Source organism: Mesorhizobium xinjiangense, assembly GCF_009749525.1.
Classification (GTDB): domain Bacteria; phylum Pseudomonadota; class Alphaproteobacteria; order Rhizobiales; family Rhizobiaceae; genus Mangrovimarina; species Mangrovimarina xinjiangensis.
Genome location: NZ_WOAC01000019.1, coordinates 66,800 through 83,701, shown reverse-complemented (window position 1 = coordinate 83,701; position 16,902 = coordinate 66,800). Strand labels below are relative to the sequence as shown.

The 16,902-nt window shown below is 64.5% G+C and carries 11 protein-coding genes; 2 read left to right on the top strand and 9 right to left on the bottom strand.

The annotated features are described in order from the left end of the window. The first annotated feature begins 623 nt into the window (after positions 1-623). Complete coding sequence (locus tag GM909_RS19360) at positions 624-2,564, top strand: M23 family metallopeptidase (RefSeq protein WP_157018855.1); 1,941 nt, start codon at positions 624-626, stop codon at positions 2,562-2,564. A gap of 31 nt (positions 2,565-2,595) precedes the next feature. Here GM909_RS19360 and GM909_RS19355 read toward each other — a convergent pair whose 3' ends face one another. The 9 genes from GM909_RS19355 to GM909_RS19315 all read right to left on the bottom strand — a co-directional run bounded on the left by GM909_RS19355 (position 2,596) and on the right by GM909_RS19315 (position 15,898). After that, the gene (locus GM909_RS19355) at positions 2,596-4,143 is read right to left on the bottom strand and encodes an MFS transporter (protein WP_235911974.1); all 1,548 of its coding nucleotides are present in this window, start codon (positions 4,141-4,143) and stop codon (positions 2,596-2,598) included. 361 nt (positions 4,144-4,504) lie between these two features. Further along, the gene (locus tag GM909_RS19350; RefSeq protein ID WP_198174315.1) at positions 4,505-5,959 is read right to left on the bottom strand and encodes a L,D-transpeptidase family protein; all 1,455 of its coding nucleotides are present in this window, start codon (positions 5,957-5,959) and stop codon (positions 4,505-4,507) included. Positions 5,960-6,093: 134 nt separating this feature from the next. After that, the gene (locus GM909_RS19345; RefSeq protein ID WP_157018854.1) at positions 6,094-6,459 is read right to left on the bottom strand and encodes an MmcQ/YjbR family DNA-binding protein; all 366 of its coding nucleotides are present in this window, start codon (positions 6,457-6,459) and stop codon (positions 6,094-6,096) included. Between the two features lie 25 nt (positions 6,460-6,484). After that, positions 6,485-9,106: an ATP-dependent chaperone ClpB gene (gene clpB, locus GM909_RS19340; protein WP_157018853.1), complete on the bottom strand. Its 2,622-nt coding sequence runs from the start codon at positions 9,104-9,106 to the stop codon at positions 6,485-6,487. Positions 9,107-9,310: 204 nt separating this feature from the next. After that, positions 9,311-10,003, bottom strand: coding sequence for a DUF4167 domain-containing protein (locus GM909_RS19335; protein WP_157018852.1), 693 nt, complete (start codon positions 10,001-10,003; stop codon positions 9,311-9,313). Between the two features lie 305 nt (positions 10,004-10,308). Then, complete coding sequence (gene prmC, locus GM909_RS19330) at positions 10,309-11,193, bottom strand: peptide chain release factor N(5)-glutamine methyltransferase (protein ID WP_157018851.1); 885 nt, start codon at positions 11,191-11,193, stop codon at positions 10,309-10,311. Then, positions 11,186-12,265 carry a peptide chain release factor 1 gene (gene prfA / locus GM909_RS19325; protein WP_157018850.1) on the bottom strand — a complete coding sequence of 360 codons (1,080 nt, stop codon included), beginning with the start codon at positions 12,263-12,265 and terminating at the stop codon, positions 11,186-11,188. The genes prmC and prfA overlap by 8 nt, the downstream gene beginning before the upstream one ends. Positions 12,266-12,275: 10 nt before the next feature. Further along, positions 12,276-14,546, bottom strand: coding sequence for a phosphoenolpyruvate--protein phosphotransferase (gene ptsP, locus GM909_RS19320; RefSeq protein WP_157018849.1), 2,271 nt, complete (start codon positions 14,544-14,546; stop codon positions 12,276-12,278). Between the two features lie 77 nt (positions 14,547-14,623). Beyond that, positions 14,624-15,898, bottom strand: a complete 1,275-nt coding sequence (locus GM909_RS19315) for an aspartate kinase (protein ID WP_157018848.1) — start codon at positions 15,896-15,898, stop codon at positions 14,624-14,626. A gap of 198 nt (positions 15,899-16,096) precedes the next feature. On the opposite strand from GM909_RS19315, the gene ubiG reads away from it, so the two are divergent. Beyond that, on the top strand, positions 16,097-16,846 hold the full coding sequence (gene ubiG, locus GM909_RS19310; protein ID WP_157018847.1) for a bifunctional 2-polyprenyl-6-hydroxyphenol methylase/3-demethylubiquinol 3-O-methyltransferase UbiG: 750 nt from the start codon (positions 16,097-16,099) through the stop codon (positions 16,844-16,846). The last annotated feature ends 56 nt before the right edge of the window (positions 16,847-16,902 follow it).

The window sequence follows — 16,902 nt, the reverse complement described above, 5'->3', positions numbered from 1 at the left end:
TGCCGCCAGCGGCACCGCCGCCCTCGTTGGTGAGGCGTATATAGTCGCCACCAATCCATACTGTCAACTCAACAAACAAACTTTTTTGTACTTTTTACGACAACCCGCTGCCTCCCCTCTGCGGGGCCCGAAGGCACGAGAAATCAAGCTGATACCAGCCTAATAAGGAATCGCGCGCGCACGTGTGGAAGGCTGCCTGGCCTGTGTGGCGAAGGCCCTATTGCCGCCACACTCGGCACCGATTGTCACGGCATGCGAATGGGGGACAAGACAGGACTGCAATCCCGATAAGGGAACGGCGCGTGCATTTTGCCGGGGCCGGGGGCTGCCCTGCGTTGACTTCATTCGCCGCGACGGGCAAATGTCGTCGTCAATGATTTTGCAGATATCGAACAGGGGGTCTGTCGAGCATCAGTATCTGGAACACGCAATGAGGGGATCCGTGCGCCTTGGCGCACCGGAACGCTTTCGGGGACGCACGATGCCGGCAAAGTGCACCGGCAGTTCAATCTTGTCGATCCGATCCCGCCCGTCGTACCGGCCGCCTCGCGTGCCATCGGTGCGCTCTGCATTCCAGCCCGATGCGCGATAGCCGCAAGGTGTAGAAAGAAATCGCCGTCGGCATGCAGGATTTGGCGCAGACCATAGCAAGACTCGGCAACGAGCCGCCCCTGGCGGCCGGAGGCCGCAATGGTCCGCCCGACCGGCGCGAAATTTCCGCCCGCTGGCTGTCCGGCACCTTCCTCACCGGCATCACCTCAACCGTCCTCATGGGCGTGGCGCTTTTCACCGCGCTCGACGGCCGCGAACAGTTGGCAACCCCGCCCGAGATTGCACAGCTCGATGCACTGGGCGAGAAATCGGACGAGGCGCTCAAGGGTGCCCGGGTCGTCCTCACCCAGACGGCAAGCCGTGCCCAGGATCGCCGGCGCATGGAGGTGTCGACGATGACGCGCGCCGGCGACCGCGACGTCGTGCGCACCATGCCTTTCGTGCAAGTGAAGATGCCGCTTGCCGCGGCCCCGCCGTCCACCCGCAGCTATCCACCCTTCAATCCTCTGGATATTTTCGCCGAAGGGGGAGCGGCGGTCGAGCAGGCTACGACAGGCCTGATCTATGGCGCCAAGGTGGAAAGCGAGGTGAGCCTCAGGACGATCGATTTCCCGATGGATTCGGCAAGTTTCGACGAGAAGAACGGCCTTTCGGCCGCCGAGGTCGAAACCGTCGTTCGCAATACCGGCGCTGTTCTGACCGACGGCGATATCCAGGTGGCGGCCCTGCACTATGTCGACCCGCAGCGATTCGGCGAATCGCTCGCCACGACAACATTCTCCTCCGCCGCCTATGGCGTACGCATCGTGCAGGAGAACGTGTCGATAGCCCATCGCGCCCCGCATCTCGATCACGCGCCGGCATTTTTCGAAGAGATCCTCGCTGTGCGCGCCGAACAGCCGATCGCCGAGGTCTTCGCCGATGGCGGCTTTGCCGGCGAAGACGGCAAGGGAATGGCCAAGGCCATCGAGCGGCTGCTCAACGCGCCGGCCCTGAAGCCGGGAACGGTGGTGCGCCTGGGCATCGGTTCGTCGCCCGAAGAATCGACAATCATGCGCGCCAGCCTGTATGAGCGCGGCAATCACCTGTTCACGATCGCGCTTGATGACCGGCAGCAATATGTGCCGGCCAAGGAGCCTGAGCCCAATCCGCAGGTCGCGGCGGTCTTCGACGATTCGGCTCCGGCGGTGCGCGTGCGCGGCGACCTGCCCCGCGTCTATGACGGCATCTACCGCGCCGCCTATTCATACGGCCTGACGCCAGGCATGACGAAATCGCTGACCAAGCTTCTGGCCGCCGACGTCGATTTCCAGTCCCGGCTCAACCTCACCGACAGCCTCGAAGTGTTCTTCTCGCAGCCCGACGATGACGACACCGCCACGAGCGAATCCGAGCTGCTCTATGTCAAAGCCTCATTCGGCGGCAAGACGCGCACATATTATCGCTTCACCATGAGCGACGGCACGGTCGACTATTTCGACGAGGAGGGCCGCAGCGCCCGGCAATTCCTGCTGCGCAACCCGGTTCCCACCGGCCGGTTCCGCTCCGGCTTCGGCATGCGCCGGCATCCGATTCTCGGCTATTCGCGCATGCACAGCGGCGTCGACTGGGCCGCCCCGCGCGGCACGCCGATACTGGCCGCCGGCAACGGCACGATCGAAAAGGCCGGATGGTCGAGAGGCTATGGCCGCCAGACCCTCCTTCGTCACGCCAACGGCTACGTGTCGTCCTACAATCACCAGAGCGCCATCGCCAAGGGCATCACGCCGGGCGCCGAGGTGCGCCAGGGCCAGGTGATCGGCTATGTCGGCTCGTCCGGATTGGCCACCGGCGCGCATCTGCACTACGAGTTGATCGTCAACGGCACCAAGGTCGATCCGATGCGCGTGCGCCTGCCCGACAGCCGCGTGCTGGAAAATGAGGACCTGGCCGAATTCAACCGTGAGCGCGGCCGCATCGATGCGCTGCTCAACGACGAGGTTGCCGATTCGCTGACAGTCGCCAGCCGCTGACCCCCAGCGCTTGCCGCAACGGCCCGGCCTTTCATTCAAGCCGGTTTGTCGCGCGATCCGCCGACCTTTGCGGCCCGGTTGTCCAATGCGGCTGCGTGAACCAGGCCAGGCACGCGCCAGCGAAACACATGGCTGCCGATATCCCCGCCACCCAGCGAAAGGCGTTGTTCGACGCGACAACGCGCATCGCCTCGATATCCGCCGGCAGATCGGCCGCCGGACGCGCCCCGAAAGCCACGTCGGCGCCGTCAGGAAGACCGGCGGCGAAGACGATGCCGGCCACGGCACCGAGTGCCGCCACGGCCATCAGCCCGGCCACCCGCGCCACGGCATTGTTGATGCCCGAGGCAAGCCCGGCGTCTTCGTCAGGCGCCGCCAGCATCACCGCTGTCGACAGGGGCGAGACGAGAATGGCCATGCCCAGCGCCATCACCGTGAAAACGGGCAACGTCACCGTCCACAGCATCATCAACTCCATGGTCACGGCCAGACCGGCAAAGGACGCCGCCACGAGGCCGGCCCCAAGCGTGAGCGGCAGACGAGGCCCGAACCTGTCGGCCAGGCGCCCGGCCGCGCTCGATAGACCGGCAATGAAAAGAGAAAGCGGCAAAAGCACCAGGCTTGCCTGCCATTCGACCACGCCCCAGGCCGAAACCAGTGTCATGGGCAGGAAGAACAAGACCGCGCCGAAACCGAAAAACAGGACGAGCGTGTAGAGATTGGCGCCCGAGAACGCCTTGGAGGCGAACAGTTCCAGCTTGACCATCGGCGCCACCGCCCGCCTCTCCCAGGCAATGAACAGCCCGCCCGCCGCCAGCGCGGCGACGAGCCACAGCCAGGGCGAGGCCAGGCGGGAGTCGGGCGACAATCCGAAAGCCGTCAGCCCCCAGGCCAACAGGCCGAGGCTCGCCGTGGCAAGCACCGCGCCAACGGCGTCAAGCGGCCGCCGCCCCGCGGGCCGGTCGGCCGGCACGCGCAGGAACAGCATGGCCAGCGCGACAAGTCCGATGGGCACATTGATGGCGAATATCAGCCGCCACATCCACGGTGCGCCAAAGGAAAGCACCATTCCGCTGAGGAACGGACCGGCTGCCGTCGTCAGGGACGAAAATGCCGCCCAGGTGCCGATAGCCCTGCCGCGTGTTTCGGGCGGATACGCCTTGGCGATTATGGAGAGGCTGCCGGGCACCATGAGCGCCGCGCCCACCCCTTGCGCTGCACGCATCGTGATGAGCCAGCCGCTGTCGGGCGCCAGCGCGCAGGCAAACGAAGTCGCCATGAACAAGGCGATGCCGGCGATGAAGATATTGCGCACCCCGTAGACGTCGCCGGCGGCGCCGCCGATAAGGACCAGCGATGACAAAAGCAGCATATAGGCATTGCTGATCCACTGGGCATCGACCAGCGAAGCCCCGAGATCGGCGCGGATCGCCGGCATGGCGAGCGCCACCACCGAACCGTCGATGAAACCCATCGAGGAAGCGAGAATCGCTGAGATGAGGACGAACCGGCGCCCGGCCGGCGGGCAGAACATGCGGTGAGCAGGTCGCACACCGGCGGTTGTCGTCGTCGCCTCCAAGCGAACCTCCGATACGGCGCCGCCCCGGTGCCGTGGGGAACCCATAGCATCGATCAGGCCTTATCGAAAATGGCGGCGACGCACCAGCGGCGAACCCGGCACGCTAGATCGGCTCACTGCTTCACGGAATCGGATCGCCGATCTAACCATTTGATTTGTCGCAATTCCGGACGGAGAACCGGCTTTCACTTCTCCTGGAATTGCTCTAGGCAAGCGCACGTTCGCTTCAGACGGAAACGTTTGAAGCAAAGATATGCGCGCCAGATCAATATGCTGGAACATGTACCTTTCGCTCAAACGATTCCGTTTGAGCGGGACATGTTCTGGAACGGCGTCATCCGCCTCGGCCCTGGCCTGAATTCTATTCCAAAAACTCCACCGTCACGCCGGGCTTCACCATCCTGGCCAGTTCCTGCGCGTCCCAATTGGTCAGGCGCACGCAGCCATGGCTGTTGGTCTTGCCGATCCTGGACGGTTCGGGTGTGCCGTGAATGCCGTATGTCGGCTTGGACAGCGCAATCCAGATGGACCCCACGGGTCCGTTCGGCCCGGGCGGGATCGTCAGCACGCGGTCATTGCTGCCCTGCTTGAAGTTGAGCCTGGGATTGTAGGTGTATTCGGGATCGAAGGCGACGCGCGCCACCTCATGCGTGCCCGTCGGCGATGGCGTATCGCTGGATCCGATCGTGGCCGGATAGGCCGCGACCAGACCGCCGGCGGCATCATAGGCACGCACCTGCTTGCGCGATTTGTCGGCAACGATGTGGCTGACGCTGCCGGTCCCCGGTTTGCCGGGATCGACGACTTTCAACTGCTCGCCCGGCCTGAACCGCGCCCCCGGATTGAGCGCCACGAGATAGGATTCGTCCATGTGAAATCGTTCGGCGATCTTCTCGCTGGCCGATGTGAAGCCGAGCCGCTGCAGCTTCGCCTTCTCGCCATAGTCGCTCGGGATGGACGCGACATAGGGACCTGCGGCATCCTCGGGCGTGACGGCATAGGTCGTGAAGGCGGACCGGCCGCTCGCCTCCAGCGCACGGGCCACGGCCTCATGGTCGTCGGCGCGCAGGGACTGCCCGGTCAGTTCGACGTAAGCCGTCAGCGCCTTTTCGACATTGCTGCCCATCCGGCCGTCGATCACCCCGGGCGACACGCCCGCTCGATCGAGCACCACTTGCAGGCGCGCCACATCCTCACTCGCCAGACGACCCGCCTCCACCGTTCCCCCGTCCGGTCCTTCGTCCGAAGGCCGGCCGGCCGATGGCGGCGCCAAAGGGCGGCGCTCGACCGGATCGCGCCGTGCGACCCGCGGGCGCGCATAAGGGTCGGAACCGTCCCATTCACGGGGCGGATCGGCAAATTCAGGCGCCTGCTCATAGGGCGCGTCATGGGGATCGCCGCGGCGATAATAGTCCTCATCCAGATAGCGCCTGTCCTCGGGAGGCTCGCGCAGACCGAGTTGGTATTCCCTGTGTTTGCGGTAGCGCTCCAGGGCCTCGGGATCCTGGCGGAAATCGTCGGCGCCGAGCAGGCCGGATTCGCGCAACCGTCGGCGCAGATCGCGCATATCGTCTGTGCGCTGCGGGCGTTCGATGCCGATCACCTCGCCCGTCGACATATCGACGACCAGCCTGCGCCCATATTCGTCATAATAGATGCCGACCTCGCGCGCCTGGGCCAGCCGGATCTGTTCGTCCTGCTGCCGGTTCATTTCGTGCAAAGATGGCGTCGCGACGCGCGCCGAAGCCGCGCCGGCATCGAGACAGAAGGCGCCGGCGACGAGGCCGGCGAGGACCATGAGAGAGCGTTCGATCATGCAGGTTCGTCCGCAGCCGTTTCGCGGACGCGACGGATCGGCCCACCGCTCCCGCTCGATTCGTCATATGGTGCGATCATTCAGATGAAGGAGACATGAAGATGGCGCGCCAAAGCATCGGCGCGAAATCGGCGTCAGCGCTGGTTCAGGCCGAGTTCCTTTTGTTTCGCCTTCGTCAGGTTGAGCGAAGCCAGCCGGTGGCTTTCGCGCAGGTAATCTCTGAGTGCCGCATCATCCATCGATTCGCCAGTCATGCGCTGGATCCATTTCATGCCGCGCGAAGCGAGATAGGGCGCCGGACGCAGGCCCGGCTGCTCCTTCAGGATCTCGAAGCCGAGATCGGAACATTTGAAGGTCACGAAGAGGTCCGCACCGTCGTTCCATCCGCCGATGGCGAAGACCTTGCCGCTCACTTTCCAGACATGGGCGCCGCCCCATTGGACGACATGGCTGGCGTGAGGCAGCGCGGCGCAGAAGGCATTGTATTCGTCCAATGTCATGTCTGCGCCACGCCGCTCGTTACCGTCAGGCCGCGGCTTCGGCCGAGGACTGCTCGTCGTCCGCCACGCCTGCGCGCGGGCTGAACAGCAGGCGGTCGGAGCCGGCGGTGACGCCGACCGTCGATCCGTCGCGGATATCGCCCTGCAGGATCTTCTCGGCCAGCGGGTCCTGAAGCTCCTTCTGCATCACCCGCTTGAGCGGGCGGGCGCCATAGGCCGGGTCGTAGCCCTTGCCCGCCAGCCACTCGATTGCCGTCTCGTCGAGCTCCAGCGTGATCTTGCGATCGGCCAGAAGCTTTTCCAGCCGCTTGAGCTGAATATGAACGATCTGGCCCATGTCCTGCCGCCGCAGGCGGTGGAACAGGATGATCTCGTCGACGCGGTTGAGGAACTCCGGACGGAAGGCCGCCCGCACCACGTTCATCACCTCGTCGCGCACGTTGTCGACATCCTCGTTCTCGCCGAGACCGACGAGGTGTTCGGAGCCGAGATTCGACGTCATGACGATCAGCGTGTTGCGGAAGTCGACCGTGCGGCCCTGCCCGTCGGTCAGGCGTCCGTCGTCCAGCACCTGCAAGAGCACGTTGAATACGTCCGGATGCGCCTTTTCGACCTCGTCGAACAGGATCACCTGGTAGGGCCGGCGGCGCACAGCCTCGGTCAGGACGCCGCCCTCCTCATAGCCGACATAGCCGGGAGGCGCCCCGATCAGACGCGCAACGGAGTGCTTTTCCATGAACTCCGACATGTCGACGCGCACCATGGCGTTCTCGTCGTCGAACAGGAAATTGGCCAGCGCCTTGGTCAGTTCCGTCTTGCCCACCCCGGTGGGGCCGAGGAACATGAAGGAGCCGATCGGCCGATTGGGATCCTGGAGACCGGCACGGGCGCGCCGGACCGCCTTGGAAACCGCCTGCACCGCCTCGCCCTGGCCGACGACCCGCTTGGCGAGCTCGTCCTCCATGCGCAACAGCTTGTCGCGTTCGCCTTCCAGCATCTTGTCGACGGGGATTCCCGTCCAGCGGGAGACGACATGCGCGATATTGTCGGGCGTTACGGTCTCCTGGACCATGGAGCCCTTCTTGTCGTCGGTCTCGGCCTCCTTGAGCTGCTTTTCCAGTTCGGGAATGCGGCCATAGGCCAGCTCACCGGCCTTCTGGAACTCGCCCTTGCGCTGGGCGATGGCAAGTTCATTGCGCGCATCGTCGAGTTGCTTCTTCAGTTCGGCGGCCAGCCCGAGCTTTTCCTTCTCGGCCGCCCAGCTGGATGACAGCGCGGCGGATTCCTCCTCGAGGCCGGCAAGCTCCTTTTCCAGCTTCTCGAGCCGGTCCTTCGAGGCGTCGTCCTTTTCCTTTTTCAGCGCCTCGCGCTCGATCTTGAGCTGCATGATGCGCCGGTCGATCTCGTCAAGCGCCTCGGGCTTGGAATCGACCTGCATCCTGAGGCGCGAGGACGCCTCGTCGACCAGGTCGATGGCCTTGTCGGGCAGGAAACGATCAGCGATATAGCGGTTCGACAATGCCGCCGCCGAGACCAATGCGGAGTCGGAGATGCGCACCTTGTGGTGCTGCTCGTACTTCTCCTTCAGACCGCGCAGGATCGAAACGGTGTCCTCCACCGTCGGCTCGTCGACGAAGACCGGCTGGAAGCGCCGCGCAAGTGCGGCGTCCTTCTCGATATACTTGCGGTACTCGTCGAGCGTCGTGGCGCCCACGCAGTGCAACTCGCCGCGCGCAAGCGCCGGCTTGAGCAGGTTGGAGGCGTCCATCGCGCCTTCCGCCTTGCCGGCGCCGACAAGCGTATGCAACTCGTCGATGAACAGGACGATCTCGCCTTCCGCGGCCTGGACCTCCGACAGAACCGCCTTCAGCCGTTCCTCGAACTCGCCGCGATACTTGGCACCCGCGATCAGCGCGCCCATGTCGAGCGCCATCAATCGCTTCTCCTTCAGCGATTCGGGCACGTCGCCATTGACGATCCTGAGCGCCAGCCCTTCGGCGATCGCCGTCTTGCCGACGCCCGGCTCGCCGATCAGCACGGGATTGTTCTTGGTCCGGCGCGACAGGACCTGGATGGTCCGGCGGATTTCATCGTCGCGGCCGATCACCGGGTCGAGCTTGCCGGACCGCGCGTCCGCCGTCAGGTCGCGCGCATATTTCTTCAATGCGTCAAAGCCCTGTTCGGCATTGGCCGAATCGGCCGTCCGCCCTTTGCGAATGTCGTTGATGACCTGGTTGAGGGCCTGCGCGGTGACGCCGGCCTTGGTCAGGATGTCGGATGATTTGGCGGATTTCTCGACCGCCAGGGCGGTCAGCAGCCGTTCGACCGTGACGTAGGAATCGCCGGCCTTCTTCGCCAGTTCCTCGGCCGTCGCGAATACCTTGGCCAGCGGCTGGGCCATGTAGAGCTGGCCGTTGCCGCCTTCGACCTGCGGCATGGCCTCGAGCGCGGCCTCCACGCCGAGCCGGACATCGGCGGGCCGTCCGCCCGCGCGTTCGATCAGGGATGCGGCCAGGCCCTCCTCGTCGTCGACGAGGACCTTCAAGATATGTTCGGGTGTGAATTGCTGGTGATTGCGCGAAAGCGCCAGCGTTTGCGCGGACTGAATGAAACCCCGGACCCGCTCGGAGTATTTTTCGATGTTCATCAATGTCTCCTTTCCCTCGCCGGCCCGCTTTGCGGCGCCGGACAGGCATGAGGTGACGAACTGCTTCACGGAAGCCAGTTCATGTCTTCCGCGATATGGGTACGGGGGGAACCGTACTCAAGATACGATTATATTCGAAAAATGAAAAAAGGCGGACATCTGCCCGCCTTTTTGCTGCAACTTCTGCCTGTTGCCGCTGTGCCGCTACTGGGCGGCCGGCAGAACCGCCTCACCGCCGTCGGGCTCGGACTTGCCGCCATCATCGCCCTGATCGGTGGCCGCCGACGTTTCGGCCGTTTCATCGCCGGCCTCGTTCGCCGCCTTGCGGCTGCGACGCGGACGGCGCGCCCGACGCGGCGCAGGCGCCTCGTCCGTTGCCGGTGCTTCCTCGTCGCTCGTGTCTGCACCGTCGACGCTCTCGGCGGCTTTCGCCTCTTCGGTCTTCTTGCCGCGCTTTGCGCCGGACGATCCGCCGGACATGGTCTCCTGCTCCAGCGCAACTTCGGCCGGCGTGCCGTCGATCACCGGCTGCGGGCCCGAACCATCGTTCTTGGCGGAAGTCTGGTTGGACTGGGCCGCCTGCTCCACGTCTTCGCGTTCATCGTCGCCGTCGTCGGCGTTCTCACGCTGCGTGTTCGGTTGCACCTGGCCCTGCGCCGCCGCGATGATGCGGTTGTAGTGCTCGGCGTGCTGCAGATAGTTCTCGGACATCACCCGATCGCCCGCGCTTTGCGCGTCACGCGCCAGCGCGGCGTATTTGTCGGCGATCTGCTGTGCCGATCCGCGGATCTTCACATCGGGGCCATTGCTCTCATAGCTGCGCGTCAGGGGGTTTGGGCCCTTGCGGTTGTTGTTGTTGCGACCGCGCATGCGCCTGTTCTGCTGTTGTGGCCTCATCCGATACTCTTCTTTGATATCATGGTGAAACAAGGGGAATGCGGCCATCCAGGCTTCACATTCGCCATCCTATCGTGGAGCGTGGTGCTTCTCACCTCGCTGCCGCAAGCTTCCATCTAGCTTTCGGTTTCGTATCCAAACCGGATGATCCCCGCGCGAAGTCTCTGCGTTGGACACACATCAGACAGCTGTTTCCCGAGGAACCGAATCGATACAGTGCTGCCTGCTTCGTCTCATCCGGTGGCTGGAACCTAGCGACATTCCGAGCCGATGCCAAGCATTTTTTCGCAAGGCACAATTTCGGTTCACATCTCGAACATCAAGGCGCGGTCCCGACCAGCCAGATCAACCGCGGCGTCCACATGGCGGAAGCCCAACCCGGCAAAAATCTCGATGACCTGCATCTTCTGCCGATGACCGATTTCCACGCCCACCAACCCTTCGGGAGCCAGGAATTCGCCGCTCTGCGCCGCAATCAAACGGTAGGCATCAAGCCCGTCCGGTCCTCCGTCGAGAGCCCTGTGCGGGTCAAAGCCGGACACTTCCGGCATGAGCTCAGCCATCTCTTCATGGGTTATATAGGGCGGATTCGACAGGATTGCATCGTAGCGGCCGGATATTTTCTCGAACCAGTCCGATTGCAGTGCCTCGAATCGCTCCGCCAACCCCAGACGTGCGGCGTTGGACGTCGCCGCGGCCACGGCTCCCGGCGCGATATCGACGCCGGTTGCGACCGCTTGCGGGATTTCCGCCAACACCGCCAGCGCGATTGCCCCCGTTCCCGTCCCCAGATCGAGAATGCGGCATCCGCCACGCGCCGCGACGATCGCACGCAGCCGGTCGAGCACCAGGTCGACAAGTATTTCGGTGTCGGGCCGCGGCTCCAGCGTATCCGCCGACAGGCCGAGTTCCAGGCCGTAGAATTCGCGAAAACCCAGGATCCGGTGCACCGGCTCCCCGGCAAGCCGCCTCTCGATCGCTACGTCGAGAGCAGCCACCGCAGCCGGTCCGATCAATTGATCCGGCCGGCTGATGGCATCGATGCGTCGCGTTGCGGTGAAATGCTCCACCAGCAGCCGGGCGTCGAGAGCGGCGTCGGCCACGCCGCCATCGGCAAGCCGACGCCGCGCCTTGTCCAGAAGCGAAGAGAGCGGCGCGCCTTCCGGCCCGCCCGCCTGCCGTTCAGCCATCGCCGTGCATCTCGGCCAACAGCTTCGACTGGTGATCGGAGACAAGCGCATCGATGATGTCGTCGAGATCGCCCTCCATCACCTTGTCGAGCTTGTAGAGGGTCAGATTGATCCGGTGGTCGCTCACCCGCCCCTGCGGAAAATTGTAGGTGCGGATGCGCTCGGACCGGTCGCCCGAGCCGACCTGCAGCCGCCGCGCCTCGGAGCGGTCCTGTGCCGCCTTCATGCGCTCGGCGTCGAAGAGACGCGCGCGCAGGATCTGCATGGCGCGGGCCCTGTTCTGGTGCTGCGATTTCTCCGCCTGGACGACCACGATGCCGGTCGGCAGATGGGTGATGCGGACGGCCGAATCGGTCGTGTTGACATGCTGCCCGCCAGCGCCGGAGGCGCGCATCGTGTCGATGCGGATATCTTCAGGCCTGATGTCGACGTCGATTTCCTCGGCTTGCGGCAACACGGCCACCGTGGCTGCCGATGTGTGGATGCGCCCGCTCGCCTCGGTTTCGGGGACCCGCTGCACCCGATGCACGCCCGATTCGTATTTGAGGCGCGAGAACACGCCCTTGCCGGAGACGGTGGCGATGATCTCCTTGTAGCCGCCGGCATCGCCCTCGCTGGCCGAAACGAGTTCCACCCGCCAGCCGCGATCGGCCGCATAGCGCTCGTACATGCGGAAGAGGTCACCGGCGAAAAGGGCGGCCTCGTCGCCGCCCGTGCCGGCACGGATTTCCAGGATGGCGTTCTTGTCGTCGGCATCGTCCTTGGGCAGAAGCAGGATCTGGATCGAGCCCTCGAGCGCCTCGATGCGCTCCTCCAACCCCGGCAGCTCGGCTTCTGCGAGCTCGCGCATATCGTCTTCCGTCGCCTTGTCGACGATCATCGCGGCAAGTTCGTCGCGCTCCTTCTCGGCCGCCTTGAGCGCGCGGATCTGCCCGGCCAGTTCCTGCAGATCGGAATATTCCGAAGCAAGCCGCACATAGACGTCGGCCTCCGGACCGGCCGCCATCTGCGCCTCCACCATGTCGAAACGCTTCAATACCTGGTTCAACCGGTCGGCCGGCAGACTGCTCATCTACGATACCTCAAAGGGGAACGCCGTGCTCTTCGGCAAAGGTCTTCAGGAACGCACGGACATCGTTCTGCGCGCCGCCATTGGCCAGCATCTGGCCGAACCGCTCCTGCAGGTCCCTGACCGGCAATTCGGTCAGCATTGCCTTGACCGGGCCGACCGCGGCGGCCGACATCGAGATCGAACGGAAGCCGAGACCGATCAGTGCCATCGCCGATATCGGCCGGCCGGCGAGTTCGCCGCATAGCGTAACCGGCGTTGCGGCAGCGTGGCCGGCATCGACGATCTGCTTGAGTACGCGCAGGAAAGGAACGGACAGCGGGTCGAAGCGGTCGGCCAGCAAGGCATTGCCCCGGTCGGCCGCCATGACGAACTGGAACAGGTCGTTCGAGCCCACCGAAACGAAATCGACGGCCTGCATGACCTCGTCGAGCTGGAACAGGAGCGACGGCACCTCGATCATCGCGCCGAGCTTCAGGCTGTTGGGTAGAATATGGCCGAAGCGCGCCAGATGGCGCACCTCGCGCTCGATGATCTCGCGCGCCTGGGTGATTTCCGAGATTTCGGCGACCATCGGCAACATGACGCGCAGTTCCGTGTCGCCCGCGGCCTTCAGCAGCGCGCGGACCTGTGTGCGCAGCAATCCGGGCCTGTCGAGCGTGAGGCGAAGGGCGCGCCAGCCGAGCGCCGGGTTCTCCTCCTTCTCGGCGCCGCGAAAATAAGGCAGCACCTTGTCGCCGCCGATATCGATGGTGCGGAAAGTGACGGGCTTGCCGTCCGCCGCATCCAGAACCTCGCGGTAAAGCACCTCCTGCGCCTCGGCGCGCGGAAAGGTCGCCGCGATCATGAACTGCAACTCGGTCCTGTACAGGCCGATTCCCGCCGCGCCGCACTCGGCAAGCTGCGGCAGGTCGACCGCGAGCCCGGCATTCATCAACAGGTCGACCTGAACGCCGTCCTTCGACACCGACGGCTTGCTGCGCAACTCTCGGTAAAGCTCCTGGCGGCGCGCGCGAAAGCGGACCTTCTCGGCATAGGCCGCCTCGACGTCCGACTGCGGCCGCAAATGCACCGTCCCCTCATCACCGTCGACGATGATGGCGTCACCGTTCTCGGCCATGGAGACGGCGCCCTTGACCTGGCCGGCAACGGGAATGCCCATCGCCCGGGCGACGATGACGACGTGGCTGGTAACCGCGCCTTCTTCCAGAACGAGGCCGCGCAGCGCGTCGCGCGGATAGTCGAGCAGCTCGGCCGCCCCCATGGAGCGGGCGACGATGATGGCGTCCTTGGGCAGGGAGGCGCCGAGCGCTTCCGGCCCGTGCCCCATCAATTGACGCAGGAGCCGGAAGGCAAGATCGTCGAAATCGTTCATCCGCTCGCGCAGATAGGGGTCGGTCATGTGCATCATGCGCGCGCGCATGTCGCTTTGCACCTTTTCGACCGCCGCCTCGGCGGTCAGGCCGTTGCGCACCGCCTCTTCCAGACGCCGCACCCATCCGCGGTCATAGGCGAACATGCGATAGGCTTCCAGGACGGCCCGGTGCTCGCCCTCGATGGCCACGTCGCGGCGCGACAGCATGTCGTCGATCGAAAGCCGCAGCGATCCCAGCGAATGCTCGAGACGGCGCAACTCATCATCGACATCCTCGTTGAACAGGTTGGTCACGACGATGCGCGGCTCGTGCAACACGACATGGCCGAGCCCGACGCCTTCGTTGAAGGGCACGCCGTTCATGCTGACCGGGCGGCTCAGGTCGAGCTCCATTCCGGGCGGGGTAAGCCGCTGCAAATCGCCGCTGGCGATCATTTCCGCAAGCACCATGGCCGTCGTCTCGAGCGCTTCGACCTCGTCGTCGCCGTAGTGGCGATGGGTCTTGTTCTGCACCACGAGCACGCCCAAAGTGCGGCCGGCGCGCAGCACCGGAACGCCGAGGAAGGAGGAGTATATCTCCTCACCCGTTTCCGGCAGGTAGGTGAATGCGGGATGCTTGCGCGCATCCTGGAGATTGAGCGGGCGGGCGCTGGAGGCGATCGTGCCGACAAGACCTTGCCCGAGCTGCAGCTGCGCCAGGTGCACGGCGCCCGGATTGAGGCCTTCGGTGGCGTAGAGCTCGAGCACTCCGTCGGCCCGCAGGACGTAGAGCGAACAGACCTCGGCCACCATGTTCTGTGCGATCTCGCGCACGATGCGGTCGAGCCGCTCCTGCGGCTCGAGCGCCTCCGCCATCAGTTCGCGGAGGCGTCTCAGCAGGACCCTCGGACTGCCGGCGATTTCACGCATCGGCCCATTCTCCAATAGCGTTGTCGCCGCCCGCGCGAATCGCGGCGGCGGTCAATGCCGTCATCGCATTTCTGTATCTATTGCTTATCCAGACCGTAGACGGAATGCAAAGTTCGAACCGCCAATTCGGTGTAGGAACCGTCGATCAGGATCGAAATCTTGATCTCCGACGTGGTGATGGCGAGGATGTTGATGCCCTTCTCCGCCAGTGCATTGAAGGCCGTCGCAGCCACGCCGGCGTGGCTGCGCATGCCGATGCCGATGACGGAGATCTTCGACATGCCCTCGTCGTGCTGGACGGCGTCGAAGCCGATCGTCGCGCGCCCCTTTTCCAGCACCGCGAGCGCCTTGTCGACGTCGCCCGAGGACACCGTGAACGTCATGTCGGTGCGCGAACCGTCCTCGGAAATGTTCTGCACGATCATGTCGACATTGATGCCGGCCTCGGCCAGGGGGCCGAAAATGCCGGCGGCCACGCCAGGCCGGTCAGCGACACGGCGCAGCGAAATCTGCGCCTCATCCTTGGCATAGGCAATCCCGGTGACGACCTGCTGTTCCACGATTTCATCCTCTTCGCAAATGAGCGTACCCGGAGGGTTGTCGAAGTCTCCCATGCCGGGCGCATCGGGATCGTCGAACGACGAGCGCACGAATGTGCGCACCTTGTGCACCATGGCAAGCTCCACCGAGCGCACCTGGAGCACCTTGGCGCCGAGCGACGCCAGCTCGAGCATTTCCTCGAACGAGATCTTGGACAACCGCCGCGCCTTCGGCTCAACTCTCGGATCGGTGGTGTAGACGCCGTCGACATCGGTGTAGATGTCGCAGCGATCGGCCTTCACCGCGGCGGCGATCGCAACCGCGCTGGTGTCTGAGCCGCCGCGCCCGAGCGTGGCGATACGATTGTCGGGCGCCAGCCCCTGGAAGCCGGAAACCACGGCGACCTGGCCTTCCTCGAAGCGCTTGATGAGAAACGATCCGTCGATTTCGGCGATGCGCGCCGCGCCATGCGCGTTGTCGGTCCGGATCGGGATCTGCCAGCCCTGCCAGGAGCGCGCATTGACGCCCATCGATTGCAGGACCAGCGCCAGCAGGCCCGACGTCACCTGCTCGCCGGAGGCGACGATGGCATCGTACTCGCGCGCGTCGTAGATGTTGAAATTGGTCCCTTCGGCCTTCGAGGCCTCCTGAACCCAACTCACCAGCTCGTTGGTCTTGCCAGCCATGGCCGAGACGACGACGGCAACCTCGTGACCGGCATCGACCTCGCGTTTGACGTGACGCGCCACATTGCGGATGCGACCGATGTCGGCGACAGACGTCCCGCCGAATTTCATCACGATGCGCGCCATGCTGCGGATAGCCTTCTTGCCGTGTCGGCCGGTTGGACCGGGATCATGAATCGAGACGAAACCGCCCCGGATGACCGAGGCAGAGAATGCGCGCGTTTCATTATCCAAATGAGGCACGATCCGCAAGTTGCCGCCGCAATGTGCCTTGACAATCCGGCCACCGCGCCCGACCTGTTGCCGGCGAAGGGAGAACACCGGATGGCCGAAGCACGCAAGACGACCATTGACGCCGACGAAGTGGAACGTTTCTCCGCCCTGGCGGCAGAATGGTGGGATCCGAAAGGCAAGTTTCGTCCGCTGCACAAGTTCAATCCGGTGCGGCTTGCCTATATCCGCGACCAGGTCGCCGCCCATTTCGGCCGCGATCCGCACTCATCGCGGCCCTTCGAGGGGCTGCGTTTCCTCGACATCGGCTGCGGCGGCGGACTTCTGTGCGAGCCGATGGCCCGCCTCGGCGCTCAGGTCGTCGGTGCCGATGCGTCAGAGACCAATATCGAAGTGGCGAAGCTGCATGCCGCCGAAGCCAGCGTAAAGATCGATTACCGCGCGACGACGGCGGAAGACCTGGCCGACCAAGGCGAGATGTTCGACGTTGTCCTCAACATGGAGGTCGTCGAGCATGTCGCCGATGTCGATTTCTATATCGGCAAATGCGCCCAGATGGTGAAGCCTGGCGGCGTCATGTTCGTCGCCACCATCAACCGGACGCTCAAGGCCCTGGGGCTGGCCATCATCGGCGCCGAATATGTGCTGCGCTGGCTGCCGCGCGGCACCCACCAATATGAAAAGCTCGTCCGTCCCGACGAACTGGAAGCCACTTTGAAGGGAGCCGGCATGCACGTGATCGACCGTACCGGCGTGGTCTACAGTCCGTTCGCCGACCGCTGGCAGCGATCGAAGGACATGGACGTCAACTACATGTTCCTCGCCGAGCGACCGGAGGTTTGAACGGGCGCGGGTAACATTTCTTCAAGCCGGGCGAGACATCGAAGCCTAAGCTGTCA

Bases quoted from the DNA above. Each gene is read 5' to 3' on its own strand.
- GM909_RS19360 (WP_157018855.1), top strand. From the start codon at position 624: ATGCAGGATTTGGCGCAGACCATAGCAAGACTCGGCAACGAGCCGCCC.
- GM909_RS19350 (WP_198174315.1), bottom strand. From the start codon at position 5,959: ATGATCGAACGCTCTCTCATGGTCCTCGCCGGCCTCGTCGCCGGCGCC.
- GM909_RS19345 (WP_157018854.1), bottom strand. From the start codon at position 6,459: ATGACATTGGACGAATACAATGCCTTCTGCGCCGCGCTGCCTCACGCC.
- clpB (WP_157018853.1), bottom strand. From the start codon at position 9,106: ATGAACATCGAAAAATACTCCGAGCGGGTCCGGGGTTTCATTCAGTCC.
- GM909_RS19335 (WP_157018852.1), bottom strand. From the start codon at position 10,003: ATGAGGCCACAACAGCAGAACAGGCGCATGCGCGGTCGCAACAACAAC.
- prmC (WP_157018851.1), bottom strand. From the start codon at position 11,193: ATGGCTGAACGGCAGGCGGGCGGGCCGGAAGGCGCGCCGCTCTCTTCG.
- prfA (WP_157018850.1), bottom strand. From the start codon at position 12,265: ATGAGCAGTCTGCCGGCCGACCGGTTGAACCAGGTATTGAAGCGTTTC.
- ptsP (WP_157018849.1), bottom strand. From the start codon at position 14,546: ATGCGTGAAATCGCCGGCAGTCCGAGGGTCCTGCTGAGACGCCTCCGC.
- GM909_RS19315 (WP_157018848.1), bottom strand. From the start codon at position 15,898: ATGGCGCGCATCGTGATGAAATTCGGCGGGACGTCTGTCGCCGACATC.
- ubiG (WP_157018847.1), top strand. From the start codon at position 16,097: ATGGCCGAAGCACGCAAGACGACCATTGACGCCGACGAAGTGGAACGT.